This window comes from Rhodococcus wratislaviensis (genome assembly GCF_900455735.1).
In the GTDB taxonomy this organism is placed as follows: domain Bacteria; phylum Actinomycetota; class Actinomycetes; order Mycobacteriales; family Mycobacteriaceae; genus Rhodococcus_F; species Rhodococcus_F wratislaviensis.
The window spans coordinates 161,775-185,051 of record NZ_UAUI01000004.1 but is presented as its reverse complement, the minus strand read 5'-3'; the positions used below and the strand labels follow the sequence as shown (position 1 = coordinate 185,051).

The following is a 23,277-nucleotide window of genomic DNA, read 5'->3' as shown; positions in this document are numbered from 1 at the left end:
AAGGCGCATCAGCGTCGAACAAGTCTGCGGCGAGAGCCACGGCGAATCCGCCCGCCGCCACCCGTGTGATGGGGCTTGCGATCATCGTGCTGAGCGGGCTGCAGATGATGGTGGTCCTCGACGGCACCGTCGCCAACCTGGCGCTCGCGCCGCTGCAGGCCGATCTCGGTCTCAGCGACAGCGGCCGCAACTGGGTACTGACGTCCTACGCGCTGGCATTCGGTGGCCTCATGCTCCTCGGCGGACGGCTCGGCGACGCATTCGGCCGGAAGAAGATGTTCGTCGGCGGTGTCGCCCTGTTCACCGTCGCCTCGCTGCTGTGCGGTCTCGCGGTGGGCGAGTTCATGCTGATCGCCGCCCGGTTCCTGCAGGGTGTCGGCGCCGCGGTGGCGTCCCCGACGGCGCTGGCCCTGGTCGCGACCACGTTCGCGGCCGGACCTGCGCGTAACCAGGCCATCGCGATCTTCGCGGCCATGACGGGCATCGGGTCGATCGCGGGTCTGATCATCGGCGGCGCCCTCACCGAGGTGTCCTGGCGCCTGATCTTCCTCATCAACGTCCCCATCGGTGTCGTCATCGTGGGGTGCGCGTTCGTGGCGTTGAAGGAGACCGCGGGCGAGCGCCTGGCTCTCGACGTTCCCGGTGCGGTTCTCGCCACCGTCGCGGCGACTGGCGTCGTGTTCGCGCTCACCGAGGGTCCGGAACTCGGCTGGGGGAGTCCGTACGTGATCGGCGCGCTCGTCGTCGGTTTACTGCTGTTCTGCGCATTCCTGTACGTCGAACGGACCGCCGACAACCCGCTGCTGCCGTTCTCCCTGTTCCGCGACAAGAACCGGGTGGCGACGCTCGTCGCGATCTTCTTCGCCGGTGCCGTCATGTTCACGGTCGCCGCCTTCGTCGCGTTGTTCGTCCAGGACATTCTCGGTTACAGCCCCCTCGAGGCGGGCCTTGCGTTCATCCCGTTCGCGTTCGGCCTCGGCGGCGCGGCCGCGGTGGCGTCCAAGCTCGCCGTGCGGATCCAGCCCCGATGGCTCGTGGTCGCCGGCGCCGCGATCATGGTGGTCGGGCTGCTCTACGGCTCGACCCTCGACAGTTCCGCCACCTACCTCGGCAACCTGTTCGTGCCGGTCATCGGGATCGGATTCGGTGTCGGACTCGCCGTCGTCCCGCTCCCGCTGTGCGCCATCGCCGGAGTGTCCGAGACGGAGATCGGTCCGCTCGCCGCCATCGCCCAGGTGGCGCAGACCCTCGGCGGACCCCTCGCCCTGGCCGTCATCGGGGCGATGGCCACCTCGCGGACGTTGTCCCTCGGCGGCATCTCCGGCAAGGTCGCCGACATGAATCCGACGCAACTCGAGGCGCTCGGCAACGGGTACACCTTCGCCCTCGTCGGCAGCGCCGGCTGCGCCCTCATCGCGGGACTGGCCGCGATGTTCATCCGCTTCACCCCGCAACAGGTCGCGCAGGCGCAGGCCGCCGAGAAGGCCGCGCAACAGGCGTGAACGGTTTCGGCCCGGTTGTCGGACGCCGTCTATAGCATCCGGTCATGGACTACAAAATCGAGCTGATCATTCTGCCGGTGTCCGACGTGGACCGGGCCAAGGCGTTCTACGCCGACCAGGTCGGCTTCGTCGTCGACTACGACCACCGCGTAAACGAGAACGTGCGTTTCGTCCAGCTCACACCGCCCGGTTCGGCGTGCTCGATCGCCGTCGGCGAGGGCCTCGTCGACACCCCGCCCGGCTCGGTGCACGGGTTGCAGATCGTCATCGACGACGCCGATGCCGCCCACGCCGAGCTGTCGGCCCGCGGCGTTCCGGTCAGCGAGGTTCAGGACCTCGCGTGGGGGCGCTTCGTGTACTTCGCCGACCCCGACGGCAACGAGTGGGCGCTGCAGCAGCTTCCGCCACGCAGCTGACCCGGCGGCCGGTCGCAGGATTCGGCCTGCCTTCGCGCGACGAGCGGCGCATGATGGTCCTGTGGTCACGCCCTCCCGCACGTCCGTCACGGGGGCAGCCGCGGTGGGCCTGCTCCTCGCTGCCTGCGTAGCCGGGGGATCGGCCGTCGCCGCGCCTGCGCCCGCGGCACCGGATCCTCGCGTCGGTCCGCTGTTCCTGGCCGGCACGCCCATCCACGTCTGCACCGGATCGGTTCTGGACAGCGCGGACGGCGACCTCGTCCTCACCGCCGCCCACTGCATCGCGGGGTCCGGGGGCGCGCTGTCGTTCGCGCCCGGATTCGATCGCGGCGTGGCCCCGTTCGGACTGTGGACGATGTCCCAGATCTATGTCGACCCCGCCTGGCTGGAGTCGCAGGACCCGCAGCACGACTACGCCGTGCTCCGGGTGGCCCCGAGCGGAACCACCGTGCCGGCGTCCGTCGAATCGGTGGTCGGTGGGGGATTCGAGTTGGCGTCCGCGCCGGAACCCGCGACCACCGTGGCCGTGACCGGCTACCCGACCCTTGCCGACGGTCCGGTGTCGTGCACCGCCGCGACCACGTCGACGGACAGCTATCCCACGGTGATCTGCGACGGTCTCGGCGAGGGAACGAGCGGCGGTCCGTGGGTCACGGGTTCGCGGGTCGTCGCGCTCGTCGGCGGCCTCGACCACGGCGGGTGCACCGATTCGGTGTCCTACTCGCCGACGTTCGGTTCCGGAACGCTCGCGCTGCTGGACCGCGCGGAGCGCCGCGGTGCCGGCGACTCGACACCGTTCGCCCTCGCCGGCGCCTGCACCCGATCCTGACCGACCGTGTCAGCGTGGCGCGGGCCGGTAGCGGCGGACGGGCCTGCCGGCGCCCCCGTACTCGAGCCGGACCTCCAGCAGACCCTCGGACAGGTAGTGCTCGAGGTAACGGCGCACGCTGACCCGGGACAGTCCGGCGAGTTCGGCGCATTCGGTCGACGACAGCTCGCCCTTCGACCGCAGGATGTCGAGCACCAGGCGCCCGGTTTCGGCGCTGAGCCCCTTCGGGAGCCGGCTCGGCTCCGGATTCTTGCCCTTGCCCCCGAACAGGGAGTCGATCAGGGATTGGTCTGCGCCGGACTGTGATTCGAGGGCGCGGGCACGGCGCCGGAAGTTCTCGAGTTTCTCCTGCAGCTGCGTGTAGTCGAACGGTTTGACCAGATAATCGGAGGCGCCGCCGTGCAGTGCGCGGCTGACGGTGTCGATCTCCCGGGCGGCGGTGATCATGATGACGCCGACGGCGTTGCCCTCCGCGCGCAGTCGTTGCAGGACGTCGAGGCCGGACATGTCCGGCAGGTACACGTCGAGGAGCACGAGGTCGGGGTGTGCGGTGCGCACCGATTCGAGGGCCTCGGCGGCGGTCCGCGCCACGCCGACGGTGGTGAACCCCGGTGTCTTGTCGACGAATCGGCGGTGGATCTCCGCGACCATGAAGTCGTCGTCGACGACCAGGACCTCATACATCGCCACGCCGTCCCGTCATGATCGGAGAGTCTAGCTACGCGGTACGTGGACGGTGAACAAGGCACCGCCGGTGCCGGGTGCGTCCGAGACGGCCGCGGACCCGCCGTGCTGGGAGCTGACGAGACGGACCAGGGCGAGCCCGATTCCGCGGCCACCGGGCGTGCCCGGCTTCGACGTGACCCCGCGCGAGAAGATCTCCTCCCGCATCGTTTCGGGAACTCCGGGGCCGGAATCGGCGACCTCGATGAGGATGCCGTCGTCGTCGGTGATCCGGATCGAGATCCGCGCGTCCCGGCCACCCTCGGACACGTCGACGGCATTGTCGATGAGGTTGCCGAGGACGGTGATGACGTCGGTGGCGAGTTCGGGGTCGAGGGCGTGCAGGTGCGAGTCGGGTTCCAATGTCAGCGCTACCCCGGTCTCGGCGGCGAGCGACGTCTTCGCGATCAGCAACGCGGCGACGGCCGGGTCGGAGATGCGTTGCGTGACAGCGTCACTGATCTCGGCGCGGCGCCGGGTGAGGGTGCCGACGAAGTCGGTGACCGCGTCGTAGTCACCGAGCTGCGTCAGGCCCGAGATCGTGTGCAGCTGGTTGGCGAACTCGTGCGTCTGCGCCCGCAGCGTGTCGGTGACACTCTTGTGCGAGGACAGCTGGCTCTGCATGGATGCCAGTTCGGTGCTGTCGCGCATCGTGGTGACGGTGCCGATCTTGTGCCCCTGGCTGGTGGCCGCGCGCCTGCTCAGCGCGAGCATGCGCGACGACGTCGACAGCACCACGTCGCGGCCGTCCTCCCCGTTGAGGAGGTATTGCCGGACGGCGGGGTCGAGCGCGACGTCGTCGACGTGCCGGCCGACGGCGTCGTCGGTGAGGTCGAGCAGTTCCTGGGCGCTGTCGTTGAGCACGGTGATCACCCCGTCCGGGTTCACCGCGACCACACCCTCGCGGATGCTGTGCAACAGGGCCTCGCGATGGTCGGCAAGGCTTGCGATCTCGGCGATTTCGAGTCCACGGGTGTGGGTCTTGATCCGGCGCGAGAGCAGCCACGAGCCGAGAAGCCCGAGACCGGCACCGATTCCGAGATACAGGAGCAGGCGAGCCCCCGCGCTGCTGAGCAGATCCCAGACGGACGGGTAGTCGTCGCTGACGGTGACGACCGCGAGGACGTCCCCGGTGGCGGACAGGATCGGGACGTGCCCGACGATGGCGCGGCGTCCGTCGACGTCCACGTCGCCCGACCAGGCCCGCCCCGTCATCACGTCGCTGGCACCGAGTTCCGCGGCCACCCCGAGTCGTGTCGGATCGGACGACACGGTCACCGCCCCGTTCGGCGCGACGATCTCGGCGAGTGTGGCGCCCGACAGGTTGACGGCACGGTCGACTTCGGGGGCCAGCACGCGCTCGACCGAGCGGTCCGACAGCTGGTCGCGCACCACCGGCGTCGACGCCACGTTCTCGGCCACCGCGATCATGCGCTGCCCCTGGAGGTCGCGGAACTCCACGGTCGACTGGTGGACCGACACGGCGGCCACCGCGAGCAGCACGACGCCGACGACGACGAGCTGGAGGAGCAGGACCTGGCCCGCGAGGCTACGCACGCGGGGATGAAGTGGTGACCACAATGAACTTAAGTTCCGTTTCGTTCGCATAGGTGACGTGCATCACCCCTGAGGTTCAGTATTGCGGAAGATCACATTCATGGCGAAATGAGGAACGATGTCGAGAACAGGTAGCGGGAGCAGGGTACGCGCGCTGCTCCTGCTCGCGCTCGTAGGCCTCCTCGTGGCCGGCTGCGGGGTCACCCGCGGCGAGGACGAGGGCCTGCACAGGGTGCGGATGATGGTTCCGAACAGTCCGGGCGGCGGCTACGACCTCACGGCGCGGACCGCGGTGAAGATCATGGAAGACGAGGGCATCACCGGCCGCGTCGAGGTCTTCAACGTGATCGGCGCAGGTGGAACGGTCGCCATGGCCAGGCTGATGAACGAGGCCGGCAACGACGACCTCATGATGATGATGGGCCTGGGCGTCGTCGGCGCCGGCTACACCAACGGATCCACCGCACGCGTCTCCGAGGCCACCGCGCTGGCGAAGGTGGTCGAGGAGCAGGAGGGCATCCTCGTGCCCGCGGATTCACCGTTGCAGACCATCGACGACTTCGTGGCCGCATGGCGCGCCGACCCGGCGTCGATCACAATCGGCGGCGGTTCCTCGCCCGGCGGTCCCGACCACCTGTTCCCGATGGAGACGGCGCGCGCGGTCGGAGTGGACCCGAACGCGGTGAACTACGTGTCCTACGACGGCGGCGGCGACCTGCTGACGGCCCTTCTCGGCCAGAAGATCACCGCAGGCACGTCGGGACTCGGCGAGTACGTAGACCAGATCGAGGCCGGCCAGGTCCGGGTCCTCGCGGTGTCGGGGAACGAGCGGGTCGAAGGAATCGACGCGCCGACGCTCACGGAGGCCGGCGTGGACCTGACCTTCACCAACTGGCGGGGAATCCTGGCGCCGCCCGGACTGTCCGACGGCGCAAAGGCCGACATGGTCGAGGCGCTCGAAAAGTTGCACGACACACCGGAATGGAAGGAGGCCCTGGTGAAGAACGGTTGGAGTGACGCCTTCACGACGGGACCGGAGTTCGAGCAGTTCCTCCGGGACCAGGACGAGCGGGTCTCGTCCACCCTGGCCGAATTGGGGCTGACATGACCGCGCCCGCAGAACCGTCGGCCGTCTCCGCGGACACGGCCCCGGCACCGAAGCGGCGGGACTACGCACAGTTCGTCGTCTGCGCGGTGATGGCCGTGATCGGGGTGTTCCTCGTCGTCGACGCACTGTCGCTCAGCGACGGTTTCGCGAAGGTCGACCCAGTGGGCCCGCGGCTGTTCCCGCTCGTCATCGGCGGGGGATTGCTGGTCTTCTCCGTGGTGCTCGCCGTCGCGATCCTGCGGGGCTCCACCGGGGAAGCCGACAGCGGCGAGGACGTCGATCCGGAGTCCCCGGGCGACTGGAAGACGGTGGGCCTGCTCGTCGGGTTGTTCGTGGTGACCATCGCGCTCGTCGACTTCCTGGGCTGGGCGATCATCGGCACCGTCCTGTTCGCCGGGGCCGCAACCATTCTGGGTAGCCGGCACTGGGTGCGGAACATCGCCATCGGGGCCGTGCTCGGATTCGGCAGCTTCTACGCGTTCTACGTCGGGCTCGGAATGCCGCTGCCCGCAGGCATTCTGGACGGAATTCTCTGACATGGACAATCTGAACTGGCTGCTGCAGGGGTTCGAGCAAGCAGCCACCCCCATGAATCTGCTGTACGCGTGCATCGGCGTCCTCCTCGGCACGGCGGTCGGCGTTCTACCGGGCATCGGACCGGCCATGACCGTGGCCCTCCTGCTTCCCGTCACCTACAACGTCAGCCCGAGCGCCGCGTTCATCATGTTCGCCGGCATCTACTACGGCGGCATGTACGGCGGGTCGACGACGTCGATCCTGCTGAACACACCGGGGGAGTCGTCGTCGGTGATCACGGCGATCGAGGGCAACAAGATGGCGAAAGCAGGCAGGGCCGCGCAGGCCCTGGCGACCGCCGCGATCGGGTCGTTCGTCGCCGGGTCGATCGGCACGATGCTCCTGGTGCTGTTCGCGCCCATGGTGTCGAGTTTCGCGGTTACTCTCGGCGCCCCGTCCTACCTCGCGATCATGCTGCTCGCGCTCGTGGCCGTTACGGCCGTCCTCGGAACCTCGAAGCTCCGCGGATGCATCTCCCTGCTGCTCGGTCTCGCGATCGGGTTGGTCGGCATCGACTTCCTCACCGGCCAGCCGCGTGCCACGTTCGGCATCCCGCAGCTGTCCGACGGGATCGACATCGTGGTCGTCGCGGTCGCCGTGTTCGCACTCGGTGAGGCGCTCTGGGTGGCCGCTCACCTCCGCCGCAAGCCGGCCGAGGTCATTCCCGTCGGCAGGCCGTGGATGGGCAAGAGCGACTGGAAGCGTTCGTGGAAACCGTGGCTGCGGGGTACCGCGTACGGATTCCCGTTCGGCGCACTACCCGCAGGCGGCGCCGAACTGCCCACCTTCCTCTCCTACATCACCGAGAAGAGACTGTCGAAACACAAGGACGAATTCGGCAAGGGCGCCATCGAAGGTGTCGCGGGGCCGGAGGCGGCCAACAACGCGTCGGCGGCAGGCACACTCGTGCCGATGCTGTCGCTGGGCCTGCCGACCAACGCCACGGCCGCGGTCATGCTGACGGCGTTCGTGTCGTACGGGATCCAGCCGGGCCCGACACTGTTCGAGAAGGAACCGCTGCTGATCTGGACGCTGATCGCGAGCCTGTTCATCGGCAACTTCCTGCTCCTGGTGCTCAACCTTCCGCTCGCACCGCTGTGGGCGAAACTGCTCCGCACGCCGCGCCCCTACCTCTACGCGGGCATCCTGTTCTTCGCCGCGCTGGGCGCGTTCGCCGTCAACCTCCAGTGGCTCGACCTCGCGCTGCTGCTGACATTCGGGCTGATGGGGCTGATGATGCGGAGGTTCGGGCTGCCGGTGCTGCCGCTCATCATCGGCGTCATCCTCGGACCGCGCATCGAACGGCAACTGCGGCAGAGCCTGCAACTCGGCGGCGGTGACTGGGGCAGCCTGTTCACCGAGCCCGTCGCGATCATCGTCTATATCGTGATCGCAGTGCTCCTCATCGCACCCCTCGTCGCCAAGGTCGTCCGCGCGCACTACCCCGTCGCGGCGCCCGACTTCCCCGACGGACCGGCCGGTGGCGACTCCACCGACACCAGAGAGAAGGCACACGCATGATCGTCGTCGGATACACCCCCGACCAGTTCGGAGGCGCGGCCCTCGAACACGGCGTCGCGGAGGCGCAGCTGCGCGGGACGTCGCTGCTCGTGATCAACACGTCGAAGGGTGACTCCCTCGCCGACCAGTCGTTCGCCGACAACGCGCACCTCCAGGAACTCGAAGGCAAGCTGTCCGCGAGCGGGGTCGACCACGAGGTCCGGCAGATCGTGGGGGACGAGACCGTCGACGTGATTCTCGAGGCCATGACGGCGCCCAGCGCGGAACTGCTCGTGATCGGCATCCGCGACCGCACCCCGGTCGGGAAGCTGCTGATGGGCAGTACGGCCCAGCGCCTGCTGCTGTCCTGCCGCAAACCGGTCCTGGCCGTCAAGCCCGAATGAACCTCCTGTGAGTACTTATTAACCGCCCGCGGTTAATAAGTACTCACAGGTCAGTCGGTGAGGATGATCAGCTCGCGGTCCGACGCCACCTCGACGCGCAGGCCGGCCTTCGACGCCACCCGCGCCACCCCGCGCACGTCCTGGGGTTCGGCGCGGGAGACGGTGAGCGCGCGTGCCAGCAGACCCTTGTGGTGCTTGTTGAAATGACTGACGACGGTGCGGGTGCCGTCCGGTTTCTCGGTGAGCACGGTGGCGATCACGGCCTCGGGGATCGGTCCGAGTTGCTGGTACGTCCCCGACCGCAGGTCGACGACGAGGCCGTCCGCTTCCGCGGCGATCGCCCGGCTCAGTTCCGGCTTCCACAACGCCCGGAGAGTGCTCAGCCCGGGCAGCTTCGATCCGCCCGACAGCCGGTAGGCGGGGATCAGATCACCGGCGCGCACCGCACCGAACAGCGCGGAACCCATCGCCAGACGCGACAACGCCTTGGACTTCTGCGCCTTGGTGAACGACTTCGCGTCGAGCGCATCGAACAGCACACCGGTGTAGCGCTCGAGTGCGGGCCGGGTGGGGGAGACCCACAGTTTGGCGTTCCGCTCGATCTCGTCGGCCTGGGTGGGACCGAGGCCGAGCGCGAGCTGCGACGCCTCCCCGTCCGCGGCCAGCGCGACCAGCGCCTGGACCAGCACTTCGCGGGTTTCGGTGAGCTGCGGCATCGACAGCTCGGCCAGGTCGAGGGGCGCGTCGGCACCGCCGTCGGACTTGGTTTCGGAGGGAGGAAGTAACACCAGCACGCACGAAACCCTACCGACGCGCCCGGCCCCGTCCCAGCCGACTATTCTGGTATCCCGTGATTACCCGCCTGTCCCACCTGTTCCTCCGCACTCTGCGCGACGACCCCGCCGACGCCGAGGTCCCCAGCCACAAGCTGCTGGTCCGCGCCGGTTATGTGCGTCGCATCGCGCCCGGCGTCTACTCGTGGTTGCCGCTGGGTCTGCGCGTGTTGCGTGAGGTCGAGCGGGTGGTGCGGGAAGAGATGAACGGCATCGGTGCCCAGGAGATCTCCCTGCCCGCACTGCTGCCGCGCGAACCGTACGAGGCGTCCAACCGCTGGACCGAGTACGGCGACGGACTGTTCCGGCTGAAGGACCGCAAGGGCGGCGACTACCTGCTCGGCCCCACCCACGAAGAACTGTTCGCGCTCACCGTCAAGGGCGAGTACAACTCGTACAAGGATTTCCCGGTCACCCTGTACCAGGTGCAGACCAAGTACCGCGACGAGGAGCGCCCGCGGGCCGGCATTCTCCGCGGCCGCGAGTTCGTCATGAAGGACTCGTACTCCTTCGACCTCACCGACGAAGGACTCACCCAGTCGTACCGGGCGCACCGCGACGCCTACGAGCGCATCTTCAGCCGCCTCGGCGTCAAGTACGTGATCGTGTCGGCGACGTCCGGTGCGATGGGTGGCAGCGCGTCGGAGGAGTTCCTCGCCGAGAGCGAGATCGGTGAGGACACGTACGTCCGCTGCCTCGAGTCGGGCTACGCCGCCAACGTCGAGGCCGTGAAGACGCTGGCTCCCGAGGCCGTCCCGTTCGACGGACTGCCTGCAGCGAAGGTGCACGACACCCCGGACACCCCCACGATCGCGACGCTCGTCGACTGGGCCAACGGCGCCGACCTGGGCCGGACCGTCACCGCCGCGGACACCCTGAAGAACATCCTGGTCAAGACGCGGCAGCCCGGTGGCAAGTGGGAACTGCTCGGCATCGGTGTTCCCGGCGACCGCGAGGTGGACGACAAGCGTCTCGGCGCGTCCCTCGAGCCCGCGGAGTTCGAACTGCTCACGGAGGCCGACTTCGCGGCCAACCCCTTCCTGGTCAAGGGCTACATCGGGCCGAAGGCGCTGCAAGCCAACGGTGTTCGTTATCTCGTCGACCCGCGGATCGTCGACGGCACCAGCTGGATCACCGGAGCCGACGAGAAGGGCAAGCACGTGGTGGGGCTCGTCGCGGGCCGCGACTTCATCCCGGACGGCACCATCGAGGCCGCCGAGGTCCGCGACGGCGACCCGTCACCCGACGGCGCCGGTGCGCTCGTCGCGGCCCGGGGAATCGAGATCGGTCACGTCTTCCAACTCGGCCGCAAGTACACCGACGTGTTCTCCGTGGACGTGCTCGGCGAGAACGGCAAGCCCGTTCGCCCGACCATGGGCTCCTACGGCGTGGGCGTCTCCCGCCTCGTCGCCGTGATCGCGGAACAGCACCACGACGAGAAGGGTCTCCGCTGGCCGGCCGAGGTGTCGCCCGCGGACGTGCACGTGGTGATCGCCAACAAGGACGAGACGGCCCGCGAAGGCGCTGAGGGACTCGCCGCCGAACTCGACAAGGCCGGTCTCGAGGTGATCCTCGACGATCGCAAGGCGTCGCCCGGTGTGAAGTTCAAGGACTCCGAACTGCTCGGTGTCCCGCTGGTCGTGGTCGTCGGCCGCGGCTGGGGCGAGGGCAAGGTGGAGGTCCGCGACCGCTTCACCGGCGAGAGCCGCGAGGTGGCCGCCGAGTCCGCGCTGAGCGAGATCGTCGAGACCGTCAGGGGCTGATCAAACCGCCCCACGCCTTTCGTCCGGACTGTTAGCTTGGCCTGACACGTCCGGACGAAAGGCCTGCTGTGACGAATTCCCTGCTGTTCGATCCGACCTCCTACGATCCCGAGCATTTCGATCCGGAGACACGCAGACTGCTGCGGGCGCTGATCGAGTGGTTCGAGTCGCGGGGCAAGAAGCGGCTGCTCGAGGACGATCTCGAGGCCGTGTGGCCCGACGACTTCCTGGAGTTCGTGAAACGGGAGAAGCTGTTCGCGAAGTTCCTCACGCCTGCCGATCTGGCGGGCGGCGACCGGGACAAGCGCTGGGACGCCGCACGCAACGCCGCCCTCAGTGAAATCTTCGGTTTCTACGGTCTGGCGTACTGGTACGCGTGGCAGGTGACCATCCTGGGTCTCGGCCCCATCTGGATGAGCGGGAACCGCGCTGCGAAGGAACGCGCCGCGACGCTCCTCGACGACGGCGGGGTGCTGGCGTTCGGGCTGTCGGAGAAGGAACACGGCGCGGACGTCTACTCGACGGACATGCTGCTGACCCCTGCGGAGAATGATACGGGCCGCGCGTTCACCGCGAGCGGCGACAAGTACTACATCGGCAACGGCAACGTTGCGGGCATGGTGTCGGTGTTCGGCAGGCGCACCGATGTGGAGGGCAGCGACGGGTACGTCTTCTTCGTCGCGGACAGCCGTCACCCGGCATACCACCTGCAGGGCAATGTGGTGCACGGCCAGATGTACGTCAGCACGTTCCGGCTCGAGGACTACCCGGTGCGGGAAGAGGACATCCTCCACACCGGGGTCGCCGCGTTCGAGGCGGCGCTGAACACGGTCAACGTCGGCAAGTTCAACCTGTGCACGGGATCGATCGGGATCTCCGAGCACGCGTTCTACGAGTCGATCACCCACGCGCACAACAGAATTCTGTACGGCAACCCCGTCACCGACTTCGCGCACGTGCGCGGAAACTTCGTCGACGCCTACAGCCGGCTGATCGCGATGAAGCTGTTCAGTGCACGCTCCGTCGACTATTTCCGCAGCGCGAGTCTCGACGATCGCCGGTACCTGCTGTTCAACCCGATGACGAAGGCGAAGGTCACCTCCGAAGGGGAGAAGGTGATCGCGCTCCTGCACGACGTGATCGCGGCGAAGGGCTACGAGAAGAACACCTACTTCCGCGAGGCCGCCCAGCTGATCGGCACCCTGCCGAAGCTCGAGGGCACGGTCCACGTCAACGTCGGCCTCATCCTCAAGTTCATGCCGAACTACCTGCTCAACCCGGCGGAGTACCCGGAGATCGGCACCCGGCTCGACTCCGCCGACGATGCCTTCTTCTGGGCCCAGGGCCCGACCCGCGGTGCCGGCAAGATTCAGTTCCACGACTGGACGAAGACCTACGAGGCGCACTCGGACATCCCCAATGTGGCCCGGTTCCACGAGCAGGCGACCGCGCTGAGGGAACTGCTCACCACCGCCCCGCCCGACGCGTCGCAGCAGAAGGATCTCGACTTCCTGCTCGACCTCGGGCACCTGTTCTCGCTCGTGGTCTACGGGCACCTGATTCTCGAGCAGGCCGCAATCGCCGGGATCGACCGCGACCTGATCGACCAGATCTTCGACTTCCAGATCCGCGACTTCTCCGGATATGCCGTTGCGCTGCACGGTAAATCGTCTGCCACCGAGGCTCAGCAGAAGTGGGCGCTCGGCGCGATTCGCCGCCCGGTGGTGGACGCGGAACGATTCTCACGGGTGTGGGCGCAGGTGGAGAACTACGACGGCGCGTACGAAATGCGGCCGTAGACAGCGCTCTAGGGGGTGGGGTGGCGTCATCCCTCGGGGTGCCGGTTGCGCCCCCTGGGGTACCTGTCCGGGTGGGTGAAATCGGCGCATTCTTATGTGGCAAGCAAAACCCCACCCCCACAGAAAGATCCACACATGGCACACACCCTCAAGCGCACCCTCTCCGCTCTCGCCATCGCGGGCTTCGCCCTCACAGCGGGAGCAGGAATCGCCTCGGCCGACCCCGCTGGTGGAGGCGGCGGTGCCGGGGCTCCGGGTAGTTCGCAGGGCGGCGCAGGCGGCGCCGGCGGGAGCGCCAACGGCGGCTCCGCAAACGGTAACGTCGACAACTCCGGTGGCGTCATCATCGGTGGCGCAGCGGTCGGAGACGGTGCGACCGTCAACACGAACGTCGGGAACGGCGGCAGTGCCAACGGCGGCAACGCCAACGGCGGCAATGGTGGCAGCGGTGGTCCTGCCACCGGCGGTGCGGGTGGCGCCGGCGGCGCAGGCGCCGGGGACAGCACCGAAAACTGCTCGTTCATCTTCTGCTTCTGACCGAGTTGTGATTGCGCGATCTTCCTGAAGTTCGAGGGGCCGCCACCCGCGGGTGCCGGCCCCTCGGCGTCAGTTCTGCCCCCGCCTCCCCGGCACCACCCACTGTGAAAGGTTCTTTCATGTCGATGTCCTTCGACTTCTCCACTGCTCTGACACGCACGGGCGCCACCGTCGCCGCCGCATTCTTCGTCCTCGCCGCAGGCGCCGGCATCGCGTCGGCGGCACCCGATGCCCCCGCCGATGACCCCTCGGTGAGCAACCTCGCGCCCGGACAGAACCCTCAGGGCGGCACCGTGACGATTGGCGGAGCGGCTGTCGGCACCGTGATCGCCATCGACGGCATCAACGCCGGTCCGGACGGCGCGAGCGTCGGAGGCTACGACTTCGGCGGCGGCCAGGGGCAACCCTGGGGGTGACGGGATTCGCACCCCAGGGTGTCTGGTTGCGCCGACACGGGCGCCGCATCCTGAAGTGGCAGTAGAGAATACCCTCCAGTCGCGAGCGGGCCGGACAGGTCGATTCGTCGCGGCGAGGACCCCGGAACCGGAACTCACGAGGCGAAGATTCCGGGGTCCTCTCGAACTGGCACTCTCGGGTGCCGAGTGCTAAATTAGCGATGCACAGTGAATCTGGCTGCCCGTCGGGGTGGCGGGCGCCTCGAGCGATGTGGGAGGTGTTTCCTGTGCTTCGTTTCGATCCTTTCAGTGATCTCGAATCCATGACCAAGAGCCTGCTCGGCACCGAAACCGGAACCGCGCGAGTGCCGCGATTCATGCCGATGGATCTGTACAAGGTCGACGACCACTACGTTCTGCACGCCGACCTGCCGGGCGTCGATCCGGGGACCGTCGACGTCAGTGTCGACAACGGCACGCTCACGTTGACGGCGCATCGCAGTGCGCCATCTGAGGAGAACGTGCAGTGGATCGCGTCCGAGCGGTTCAGCGGAACGTTCCGGCGCCAGTTGTCGCTCGGCGACGGCGTCGACCCCGACCGCATTTCGGCGTCCTACGAGAACGGTGTCCTGAGCGTGACCATCCCGCTCGCCGCACGGGCGAAGCCGCGGCGGATCGAGGTCTCCAGCCTCGGAACCGGTGAGCATCGCACGATCGAGGCGGGTCCCGCGAGCGATACGGCCTGACGCTGCAGCCGGTACATCGGCTGTGTGGAAGCCCCCTCGCCGAGGGGGCTTCGGCGTGCCCACGTCCACCCACCCAGGGGTGGAAAGGGCAACACCTCCGGGTGCACCGGCCACCACTGGGGGTCCTGGTCGGGTCGGACCGTGCGCGGCACAGTAGAGGACAAGCAAGAACGTAACGCTTCACCAGCCGCGAGCGAAGAAACCGAGGAGGCCATCATGACGAACACCCCGGTTGCACACGAGCACGAAGGTCGTCGCCTCACGGTCCGGACCGACGACGGGATCGCACTCGCGGTGCGCGAGTTCGGTTCGCCGGACGCAGCCACCACCGTGGTGTTCGTTCACGGTCACTGCCTGCGCACCGAGTCCTGGTGGGCGCTGCGCAAGCAGCTGGTCCGCTTCTGGCGCAACGACGTTCGCATGGTCTTCTATGATCACCGCGGACATGGAGAGTCCGGGGAGGCACCGGCCGCCACCTACACGATCGATCAGCTCGGCCGCGACCTCGGCTCCGTGCTCGACGCCGTCGCACCGCACGGTCCGGTCGTCCTCGTCGGGCACTCGATGGGCGGGATGACCGCGCTGTCCTACACCCGGCAGAACCCGCACACGATCGGCTCGCGGATCGTCGGCATGGCCCTGATCTCCACCGCGGCGTGTGATCTCGCCGAGGCGGGTCTCGGACGTCACCTGCGTAGCCCCGCGGTGTCGCTGTTCCGCACCGCGGTGCGCCGGGCACCCCGGGTCGTGCACGGGTCGAAGCGTGTGGGGCGCACCGTCTGCACGGCGATCGCCCGCGCGGCAGGCGCCCGCAACCGAGTTGTCGATCCTCGGCTGGCGGCGCTGGTCTCCGCCATGGCCAACACGACGTCCGTCGTCACCATGTCGAGCTTCCTCGAATCCCTGCTCGGGTTCGACGAGCGGCACTCCCTCGCAGCGCTCGCTCACATTCCGTCGCTGATCCTGTGCGGCTCGGTGGACATGCTCACCCCGCTCCAGCATTCCGTCGCGATGGCCTCGAAGCTCCCCGCCTCGGAGCTCGTGAGCGTCGACGGGGCCGGCCACTCGGTGATCCTCGAGCGCGCTGCCGACGTCGCACTCGCGATCATCGGCCTCGTCGAGCGGATCGCGCACGGTGAGACCGCCGCCTTCGACCGCGAACTGATGGCGGTGGGCTGATCAGAGATCGCGCTCGTTGATGATGCCGCTGCGCATGGCCCGCTCGGCCAGGCTGACCCGCTTCTGATTCTGCGGGAGATCACCGACGCCGAACTTCGCGAACAATGCCCGGAGGTGAGTCTTGATCGCGTCGACACTGAGAAACAGTTCCTGGGCGATCTGCTGATTCGACGCGGGATTCGCAAACGCGGCACCGTGCTTGTACGGGCGGCACAGTGCCGTGAGGACCGCCCGCTGGGTGTCGGTGAGGGACCGGACCTCGGGCATGTCGGTTCCCATCCGGGTGGCCTCGTCGAGTGCGCCGCCGAATTCCAGGTACCGGATCTTCGTCCCCCCGATGCGGATGCTGTCGCCCTGGCGGAGCCGACGACGCCCGGCGAGCCGTTCGCCGTTGACGAAGGTGCCGTTGCGGGAGAGCCCGTCGTCGAGGATGGTCCAGTGCGAGCCGACGCATTCGAGGACGGCATGGAGTCGCGAGACCTCGTCGTCCTCGGTGAGGAGCAGATCGGAACCGGGCGACCGTCCGATCGTGACGCGCGCGGAAGTGGGGGAGAGGTCCACGGTGTGGTGGTGACCCTCCCGGTCGGAATAGCTCAGTCGAGACTCAACGGCTCGGTCCACGGCGACACCCCTTCGGCACGCTTCCATCGTGCCCCGCCGCGTGTCCTCTGAGCAAGATCAAGAGCGGAAATCGCCGATCACTGATGAGTTCTCGGAGCCCGCGGCGTCCAGGGTGCTGCCGAACGCGCACACGGCCAGTTCCTCGAGCGCCGGATCCTGCCCCGCATGCTCGGGGACCTGCATGGCGAGCAGGGTGTTGAGCAGCATTCCGTTGGCGATGAACGTACGGGCCCGTTCCGGGCTGCAGCCGGTGCGCGTTCGGATCTGCGTGTAGAGCCGGGACATCCAGTCGCGGGCCAGCGCGCCGATCTCCGGGTTCGCGCCGGATGTGAAGCCGTGCATCATCACGAGCAGGAGGTCGCGGTCCTCGAGCAGCTCGGTGTACGCGATGCCCATCGGGAGCCACGACTCGTCGTTCTCCGGGTCGGCGGCGACATCGTCGAAGTAGGGCTCGAAGGTGTCCATGATCCGACGCATCGCGCGGTCGAAGACGTCTGCGAACAGCCGCGACTTGGAACCGAACATGCGCACCACGTAGGGCTGGGACACCCCGGCCTCGCGTGCGACGGCGTCGGTGCTGGTGCCGTGATAGCCGTCCCGCGCGAACGCCCGGGAGGCGGCGGCCAGTACGAGTTCGCGACGTTCGGTCGCACTCATCCGGGTCTGTTTCACGGGCGATGCCATGTTGACATGTTATCAGTCGATTACTAGTCTTCGAAATAAGTAATCATCTGATGCTTACAACGTCTTTCATCCCGCACTCACGACTCGGATACGAGGACCCGTCATGACGACACTCTCCGAACGCCTGGAACACGAAACGGCGGCGCCTCCCTCAGGACAGGGCCGCAGCCGGATGGTGCCGGTCTGGCTGGCGATCGTCGCCGCCTCGATACCGATGTTCATGGCCACACTCGACAATCTCGTGATGACCAGCGCGCTACCGGTCATCCAGCGCGACCTGGGTGCGTCGGTGGGGCAGTTGCAATGGTTCATGAACGCCTACACGCTCGCCTTCGCGACGCTGATGCTGACGCTGTCGGCGCTGGGGGACCGACTCGGTCGCCGCCGTGTATTCCTCTGGGGCATAATGCTCTTCGCGCTGGCGTCGATCGCGTCTGCCCTGTCGACCACCTCCGAGATGCTCATCGGCGCACGCGCTGTCCAGGGCATCGGTGCGGCAGCCATCATGCCGCTCTCCCTCACCCTGCTGGCCGGTGCCGTTCCGCTCGCCAAGCGCGCCCTCGCCATCGGGATCTGGGGCGGCGTCTCGGGACTGGGCATCGCCCTCGGCCCGGTGATCGGCGGCGCCGTCGTCGACGGGGTGTCGTGGCAAGCCGTGTTCTGGATCAACGTTCCTGTCGCAGCGGTCGCGATCCCGTTGGCGCTCTACGCGCTCGGTGAGTCGAAGGGAAAGCGGCAGCCACTGGATCCACTCGGTGTCGTCCTGGCCGGAGCAGCCGTGTTCCTCGGAGTCTGGGGCATCGTGCACGGCAACGACGACGGCTGGACCAGCGCCACGGTGCTCGGTGCCCTGTGCGCATCGGCGGTGTTGCTCGCGGCGTTCGTGGTGCGCGAGTTGCGCACACCGTTCCCCGTCATGCCTCTGCGGCTGTTCCGGTCCCGTCAGTTCTCCCTGGCCAACGTCATCGGGCTGACGTTCACGCTGGGAATGATGGGCGCCGTCTTCCTTCTGTCGCAGTACCTCCAGATCGTCATGGGGTACTCCCCGTTCGAGGCCGGCCTGCGGACTCTGCCGTGGACGGCGGCCCCCATGCTGGTGGCCCCGATCGCAGGCCTGCTCGCGCCGCGGCTGGGAGTCCGGACCCTCCTCGTCACCGGCCTGGTCCTGCAGGGATTGTCCCTGCTGTGGATGGCGTCACTCATCGTTCCCGGCGCCACGTACGGCAGCATGATTCCGGCATTCGTGATGGCGGGCGCAGGTATGGGTCTGACGTTCGCTCCCAACGCGACCGCTGTCCTGGCCGACATGCCCGAGGCCGACCACGGCATTGCCAGTTCGACCAATGCGACGCTCCGTGAGATCGGTGTCGCGCTGGGGATCGCGCTCTTGACCGCGGTGTTCCTGGGTGCGGGCGGCAGTCTGACGCCGTCGGGATACATCGACGCCCTTGCGCCGGCCCTGTACGTGGGAGCCGGATTCGTGGCCGTCGCCGTCGTCGCCGCGGCCCTCATGCCGGGACGATCGAAGGCCGTCCTGGCGTCGACGTGACCCTGCCGGAGTGCGGGCGGGCCCGGACCGTGAGTTCCGGGCCCGCATCAGTTCCAGGGCAGGGAGGAACGCATCGGAGACTTCGCCGGGAACGGCGTACTTGCGCGACCTGGCGGGCGTCACACGCCGGAGATCCGACGTCACCCGTCCCGACGAGCTGGGTCACGCCCATACTCGACCGCGAGTACCAGTGCGGCTTGTCCGCCGATCGGCCGAAGGGCTTCGTCCCCGCCAGACCCGCGGCACGGGTGCATTCGACCGCACCGTCCAGGTCCCCGATCCGTGCGGTTGGCGCGATCGGCGGGCTGTCCTCACCGAAACCCGCAGTGACGACAACAGCGCGTGGACGTTGCCGATCGCGTCGCGGCTCGCGAACTTGATCGTGGACAGCTCTTCCTGGGACCTTTCGGGTCTGCTGTCCCACAGCTCGAGCGAGACCGAGGCCTGCACGAGATCAGTTGGAGGCTGTGTGCGAGAACATCGTGCAGTCTGCGGGCGATCGCGAGCCGCTCCTTGCTGGCGCATCGACACTGCTCGTTCAGGGCGCTGCATTCCGCCGTCTCGGCGCGTTGCCGGCGGGCGTCGAGTGTCCCGCGCATCTGCCGGATGATCGCGGCGGCGCGGAGGGACCATCAGGCAGGCCGCGATACCCGTGAGGACGCACAGCGACGGCGACTCGGCAGACTGCGCAGCCGGCACGGCGAAGAGGATCCGGACGTAGCCGATCGCAAGGACCGGGTAGGTGCGCCATCAGGACCCGGCAGTCATGGCGCAGGGAGGCGCGACCACGAGCGAGAGGAACACCGGACCGTACGTGTAACCCCGGGCCACGTAGAGCATCGTGACGGCCAGCACGACGAGCAAGACCGTGACAGGAAGCCCGCGCCGTGTGCGTCGCTCGCGGCGTTCGGCCATCGATGTGAGTGCGGGCGACCAGAAGTGGTTGCTCCACAGGTTTTCGCATTTGCGTCCGGGGAACGCTTGCCGTAGACGGCGGGCGGACACGCCTGTGAGGCTGTTGACCAAGGCGCAGAGTTGCACTGTAGGTGGATCAGTAGGTGCCCGTGATGGTTTCGCCATCGTATTCGATAAGTGTTGCCCCCGGGACTTGTCGGACCCCTCTGTCATGATCTATTCACACATCGGGTCGGTGAAGGCTAGTCGGCTAGGGGAGGCGGTGGGTGCGAGGTGAAACGGATGGTGGTGGTCAAGCTCGTACCCACAGCTGATCAGTTTGCGGCGCTGGAGTCGACGTTGGTGTTGTGCAATGAGGTTGCCAATGAGGTGTCCGGGTTGGCTCAGTCGAGGGGACTGCGGTCGCGGCGGGCGTTGCAGGTCGCGCTGTATCCGATGGTGAAGACGCGGGGTCTTTCCGCGCAGCCGGCGTTGCATGTTCTGCGGAAAGTTGCCGACGCGTACACCACCCGGCAAGCGAACCTGGCCAACGGAAACTACCGTCGGCCGGGGTCGAAACGGTATACGTCGGTGGCAGAGACCGCGGTCGCATTCCGGCCGCATGCCGCCCAGCCGTTCGACGACAGGTGCCTGTCGTGGCAAATGGATTCCTCGACCGTGTCGATCTGGACCACCGCGGGCCGGCTGCGGGGGGTGCGGTTCGTGGGCGCACCATGGCAACACACACTCCTCGCCGACCGCAAAGGTGAAACAGACCTCGTCTACCGCGACGGGCACTTCTACCTGCACGCCACCGTCGACGAAGCCGCACCGGAACCGTCCCCGCCGCCGGACACCGCCGAAGGCTGGTTGGGTGTGGATCTGGGGATCGTAAACCTCGCCGTCACCACCGACGACGATCCCGCAGCCCTCGACGTGCGGTGGTCCGCCGGGGCAGTGACGGCGCGCCGGAAGAAGAACGCCGCCCTGCGCGCGAGTTTGCAGCGAGTGGGCACGAAATCAGCGAAGCGGAAATTGAAGGCACGGCGACGAAAGGAACAGCGGTTCGCCACCGACGTCAACCATCAACTGTCGAAAACTATTGTTGCCAGCGCACAACGCACCGGTCGTGGGATCGCGATGGAAGACCTGTCAGGTATCCGCGACCGGGTACGGCTAGCCCGACAGCAACGGACCCAACTCCACTCCTGGGCATACGCCCAGCTACGAGCGCAGATCACCTACAAGGCCGAGAGGGCTGGGGTGCCCGTCGCTGTCGTCGACCCCCGGAACACCTCGCGAACCTGCTCACAATGCGGGTACTGCGACAAAGCGAACCGGGTCTCGCAAGCAACGTTCCGATGCCGACACTGCCAGTGGACCGATCACGCCGACCACAACGCGGCCCGCAACATCGCCGCACTCGGACATCGCACGTACAGGGCCGCCCAATCAACCGCGCCCATAGCAGCCACCCCTCCCGCAGCCAGTGGGAACGTGAGCAGCAAACCCGGCCCTTCGGGGCCGAGTAGTTGATCTACATGACGTACACGACCGGTGGCACCACCGACATGGCGTCGTCTGCGCCCCCGGACGTGCTGCTCGCGCAGATGCTGCCCTCGGCGGTGCCCCAGGTGTTCACCCAGGGCATGGCCATGTTCGGGGGCGCGCTGATGCTCATCCTCGGCGCCCTCACCATCGGCAGCGGCTACGGGTGGGGAACGTGGAAGACCGTGTTCACCCAGGGGCCGCCGCGATCGGCCGCGCTCACCGGAACCCTGCTCGCGCTGCTGACCGTGGTGATCGGACTCGTTCTCACGGTGGCGGCCGTCGACCTCGGGGTGGCGTCCGTCATCGCTGTGGTCGAATCGGAGTCGGCGAGTCTGCCTGCCGCGGACGCGATGCTGAAGGCACTCGCCTCCGGGGTACTCATCCTCGGGATGTGGACCGCCGCCGGCGTCCTCGTCGGCGCCCTCGCGCGGGGGCCGGCGTTGTCCGTCGGGCTCGGCCTCGTGTGGGTGCTGGTGGTCGAAAATCTGCTCCGCGGAGTGGCGGCGATCCTCGACCCCGTGTCGGTGGTGACGGACTTCCTGCCCGGTACCGCCGCGGGCTCGCTCGCCGGCACCCTCCGCGACTTCGGCGGCGACACCACCCCCGGCGTCCTGAACATCCTCGACGGCGGCACGTCGGTGCTTCTCCTGGCCGGGTACGTCGCCGCGTTCGCCCTCGGCACGGTCTGGCTCGTCCGCCGGCGCGACGTGAACTGAGTGGACGGGCGCCCGGTGCTCAGAAGAGGGGGCCGCCGCCGAACGGTTCCCGGTGCGAGGGCGGGGTCCGGCCCTGAGTGTCGGTGATTCCGTATTCGACGGCCAGCTCCGCCGTGACGAAGGTGTGCCCGCTTCGGTCCGGGAGGGTGGAGTCCGCGGTCAGGGCGCAGATCACCTCGCCGATGAACTCGGGGGACTCGGCGTCCGCGACGGGAAAGCCGGCGATGGTCTCGAGGCCGCTGGCGACGATCATCTCCGTCCGCACGATGCCCGGCCACAGCGAGACCGCACGCACGTCGTGCGGAGCCAGCTCCGCCGCCATGTCGCTGGCCATCTTGTCCAGCCCGGCCTTGGACATGCCGTACAGCACCGAGTGCAGATGCCCGCGCGTCCCGAACGACGAGATGTTCGCGATCAACCCGGAGCGGCGGGGCACCATCAACCGCGCAGCCTCCACGGACGCGACGTAATGGGCACGCAGACCGACGCCGATCAGCGAGTCCCAGTCGTCCAGCGGCCGCTCCCAGAACGGCGTGCTGAACCCGCCGAATCCCTTGGGCGCGGCCCACACGTTGTTGACCAGCAGGTCGAGCCGGCCGGCCTGCTCGTCCGAGATCCGGGCGAACAGGCTGTGCACGTCGTCGTCGTCGCGGTGATCGCAGGCCACCGCGATGCCGGTCCCACCGGCATCGGTGACCGTTCGCGCCGACACCGCCAGTGGGCTTTCGTCCGTCAGCGGGCCGCGCCCGGTGACGTACACGGTCCACCCCGCGGCTCCCAGCGCCGTCGCCACACCCTTGCCGACGCCGCGGCTCCCCCCGGTGACCAGAGCTACCCCGGCGCTCACTGGACGACCACCGTGTCCTGGGGGAGCGGGCGGGTGATCGACCATCGAGTGGTGAAGTGGCATCGCGACATTCGCCAGACGCCGTCCTCGAGACGGTAGGCGTCGTCGTACTCGCCGGAGGATACGGTCTCCGTCCGCTTCAGCAGATCCACCTGGCGGAACTTCAGCGTCCACGCGCCCGACGCCTCGGTGTCGCTGTGCAGCACGATGTCCGGATGGAAGCCGTGGTGCATGTCAAGGATCACGTGCTTGCCGTCCACTTCATGGAGCGCGATCCTGCGGAAGATGTCCGTGAGCCGGTCCGCGTCGTCGAACCGGCCGAGCGGCCCGAAGTCGATCGACGCCCCGGACGAGACGAAGCAGGAACGGAACGCGTCCGGATCCTTGCCGTCGCACGCTCGCCAATAGCGGTACTTGAGCGCCTTGATCGCGTCGATCCGCTCCAGGTCCGCCAGACGCTGCTCCACCGAGCGCTCGTCCACGCCGCCGTCCTCCCGTTGCCGTTCACCGTGTCGGGACAGACGCTAGGCCGCGAACGCGACAGGCGG

The 23,277-nt window shown here is 67.9% G+C and carries 24 protein-coding genes; 16 read left to right on the top strand and 8 right to left on the bottom strand.

Annotated features, from left to right (window positions below; translation table 11 throughout):
* The first annotated feature begins 68 nt into the window (after positions 1-68).
* The 3 genes from DTA22_RS09180 to DTA22_RS09170 all read left to right on the top strand — a co-directional run bounded on the left by DTA22_RS09180 (position 69) and on the right by DTA22_RS09170 (position 2,747).
* Complete coding sequence (locus DTA22_RS09180) at positions 69-1,502, top strand: MFS transporter (RefSeq protein WP_112299251.1); 1,434 nt, start codon at positions 69-71, stop codon at positions 1,500-1,502.
* A gap of 44 nt (positions 1,503-1,546) precedes the next feature.
* On the top strand, positions 1,547-1,918 hold the full coding sequence (locus DTA22_RS09175) for a glyoxalase superfamily protein (protein WP_112299250.1): 372 nt from the start codon (positions 1,547-1,549) through the stop codon (positions 1,916-1,918).
* Between the two features lie 61 nt (positions 1,919-1,979).
* On the top strand, positions 1,980-2,747 hold the full coding sequence (locus tag DTA22_RS09170) for a trypsin-like serine peptidase (RefSeq protein WP_112299249.1): 768 nt from the start codon (positions 1,980-1,982) through the stop codon (positions 2,745-2,747).
* A 9-nt stretch (positions 2,748-2,756) separates the two neighbouring features.
* Here the strand turns inward: DTA22_RS09170 and DTA22_RS09165 are convergent, their stop codons facing one another.
* Entirely contained in the window at positions 2,757-3,431 is a 675-nt protein-coding gene (locus tag DTA22_RS09165) for a response regulator (RefSeq protein ID WP_025432363.1), read from the bottom strand.
* Positions 3,432-3,461: 30 nt separating this feature from the next.
* Positions 3,462-5,078, bottom strand: a complete 1,617-nt coding sequence (locus DTA22_RS09160; protein ID WP_112299248.1) for a sensor histidine kinase — start codon at positions 5,076-5,078, stop codon at positions 3,462-3,464.
* A gap of 67 nt (positions 5,079-5,145) precedes the next feature.
* Here DTA22_RS09160 and DTA22_RS09155 point away from each other — a divergent pair, with 67 nt between their 5' ends.
* From DTA22_RS09155 to DTA22_RS09140, 4 genes are read left to right on the top strand one after another with little or no spacing between them, the layout of a single operon-like run.
* On the top strand, positions 5,146-6,135 hold the full coding sequence (locus DTA22_RS09155) for a Bug family tripartite tricarboxylate transporter substrate binding protein (protein ID WP_005259246.1): 990 nt from the start codon (positions 5,146-5,148) through the stop codon (positions 6,133-6,135).
* Positions 6,132-6,671 carry a tripartite tricarboxylate transporter TctB family protein gene (locus tag DTA22_RS09150; protein ID WP_112299247.1) on the top strand — a complete coding sequence of 180 codons (540 nt, stop codon included), beginning with the start codon at positions 6,132-6,134 and terminating at the stop codon, positions 6,669-6,671. Before DTA22_RS09155 ends, DTA22_RS09150 begins: the two co-directional genes overlap by 4 nt.
* 1 nt (position 6,672) lies before the next feature.
* Complete coding sequence (locus DTA22_RS09145; protein ID WP_112299246.1) at positions 6,673-8,232, top strand: tripartite tricarboxylate transporter permease; 1,560 nt, start codon at positions 6,673-6,675, stop codon at positions 8,230-8,232.
* On the top strand, positions 8,229-8,615 hold the full coding sequence (locus DTA22_RS09140) for a universal stress protein (RefSeq protein WP_112299245.1): 387 nt from the start codon (positions 8,229-8,231) through the stop codon (positions 8,613-8,615). Before DTA22_RS09145 ends, DTA22_RS09140 begins: the two co-directional genes overlap by 4 nt.
* Positions 8,616-8,665: 50 nt before the next feature.
* Here DTA22_RS09140 and yaaA read toward each other — a convergent pair whose 3' ends face one another.
* Positions 8,666-9,409, bottom strand: coding sequence for a peroxide stress protein YaaA (yaaA, locus tag DTA22_RS09135; RefSeq protein WP_112299244.1), 744 nt, complete (start codon positions 9,407-9,409; stop codon positions 8,666-8,668).
* Between the two features lie 56 nt (positions 9,410-9,465).
* Between yaaA and DTA22_RS09130 the strand changes: the two genes are divergently transcribed.
* From DTA22_RS09130 to DTA22_RS09105, 6 genes are all read left to right on the top strand, one after another.
* Positions 9,466-11,211, top strand: coding sequence for a proline--tRNA ligase (locus DTA22_RS09130; protein WP_112299243.1), 1,746 nt, complete (start codon positions 9,466-9,468; stop codon positions 11,209-11,211).
* A 68-nt stretch (positions 11,212-11,279) separates the two neighbouring features.
* Positions 11,280-13,010 (top strand): acyl-CoA dehydrogenase family protein, encoded by a 1,731-nt coding sequence (locus DTA22_RS09125; RefSeq protein ID WP_112299242.1) that lies wholly within the window; start codon positions 11,280-11,282, stop codon positions 13,008-13,010.
* 135 nt (positions 13,011-13,145) lie between these two features.
* Positions 13,146-13,547, top strand: coding sequence for a hypothetical protein (locus tag DTA22_RS09120; protein ID WP_037245679.1), 402 nt, complete (start codon positions 13,146-13,148; stop codon positions 13,545-13,547).
* 119 nt (positions 13,548-13,666) lie between these two features.
* A complete protein-coding gene (locus DTA22_RS09115; RefSeq protein WP_037245682.1) occupies positions 13,667-13,963 on the top strand; it encodes a hypothetical protein in 297 nt (98 codons plus the stop codon).
* Between the two features lie 266 nt (positions 13,964-14,229).
* Positions 14,230-14,688, top strand: coding sequence for an Hsp20/alpha crystallin family protein (locus DTA22_RS09110; protein WP_037245764.1), 459 nt, complete (start codon positions 14,230-14,232; stop codon positions 14,686-14,688).
* 216 nt (positions 14,689-14,904) lie between these two features.
* Complete coding sequence (locus DTA22_RS09105) at positions 14,905-15,867, top strand: alpha/beta fold hydrolase (protein ID WP_009479797.1); 963 nt, start codon at positions 14,905-14,907, stop codon at positions 15,865-15,867.
* On the opposite strand, the gene DTA22_RS09100 is transcribed toward DTA22_RS09105, so the two are convergent.
* Complete coding sequence (locus tag DTA22_RS09100; protein ID WP_052033821.1) at positions 15,868-16,515, bottom strand: FHA domain-containing protein; 648 nt, start codon at positions 16,513-16,515, stop codon at positions 15,868-15,870.
* Positions 16,516-16,545: 30 nt separating this feature from the next.
* A complete protein-coding gene (locus DTA22_RS09095) occupies positions 16,546-17,172 on the bottom strand; it encodes a TetR/AcrR family transcriptional regulator (protein WP_037245687.1) in 627 nt (208 codons plus the stop codon).
* Positions 17,173-17,275: 103 nt separating this feature from the next.
* Between DTA22_RS09095 and DTA22_RS09090 the strand changes: the two genes are divergently transcribed.
* Positions 17,276-18,721 carry a DHA2 family efflux MFS transporter permease subunit gene (locus DTA22_RS09090; protein WP_112299241.1) on the top strand — a complete coding sequence of 482 codons (1,446 nt, stop codon included), beginning with the start codon at positions 17,276-17,278 and terminating at the stop codon, positions 18,719-18,721.
* Positions 18,722-19,471: 750 nt separating this feature from the next.
* Here DTA22_RS09090 and DTA22_RS36470 read toward each other — a convergent pair.
* Complete coding sequence (locus DTA22_RS36470) at positions 19,472-19,801, bottom strand: transposase (RefSeq protein ID WP_409372693.1); 330 nt, start codon at positions 19,799-19,801, stop codon at positions 19,472-19,474.
* A gap of 108 nt (positions 19,802-19,909) precedes the next feature.
* Here DTA22_RS36470 and DTA22_RS09070 point away from each other — a divergent pair, with 108 nt between their 5' ends.
* Positions 19,910-21,151 carry an RNA-guided endonuclease InsQ/TnpB family protein gene (locus DTA22_RS09070; RefSeq protein ID WP_112299240.1) on the top strand — a complete coding sequence of 414 codons (1,242 nt, stop codon included), beginning with the start codon at positions 19,910-19,912 and terminating at the stop codon, positions 21,149-21,151.
* 5 nt (positions 21,152-21,156) lie between these two features.
* Positions 21,157-21,882, top strand: a complete 726-nt coding sequence (locus DTA22_RS09065; protein WP_245973298.1) for an ABC transporter permease subunit — start codon at positions 21,157-21,159, stop codon at positions 21,880-21,882.
* Positions 21,883-21,901: 19 nt separating this feature from the next.
* Here DTA22_RS09065 and DTA22_RS09060 read toward each other — a convergent pair whose 3' ends face one another.
* Positions 21,902-22,729 carry an SDR family NAD(P)-dependent oxidoreductase gene (locus DTA22_RS09060; protein WP_112299239.1) on the bottom strand — a complete coding sequence of 276 codons (828 nt, stop codon included), beginning with the start codon at positions 22,727-22,729 and terminating at the stop codon, positions 21,902-21,904.
* Complete coding sequence (locus tag DTA22_RS09055) at positions 22,726-23,211, bottom strand: nuclear transport factor 2 family protein (protein WP_037245696.1); 486 nt, start codon at positions 23,209-23,211, stop codon at positions 22,726-22,728. The genes DTA22_RS09060 and DTA22_RS09055 overlap by 4 nt, the downstream gene beginning before the upstream one ends.
* Positions 23,212-23,277: the final 66 nt, after the last annotated feature.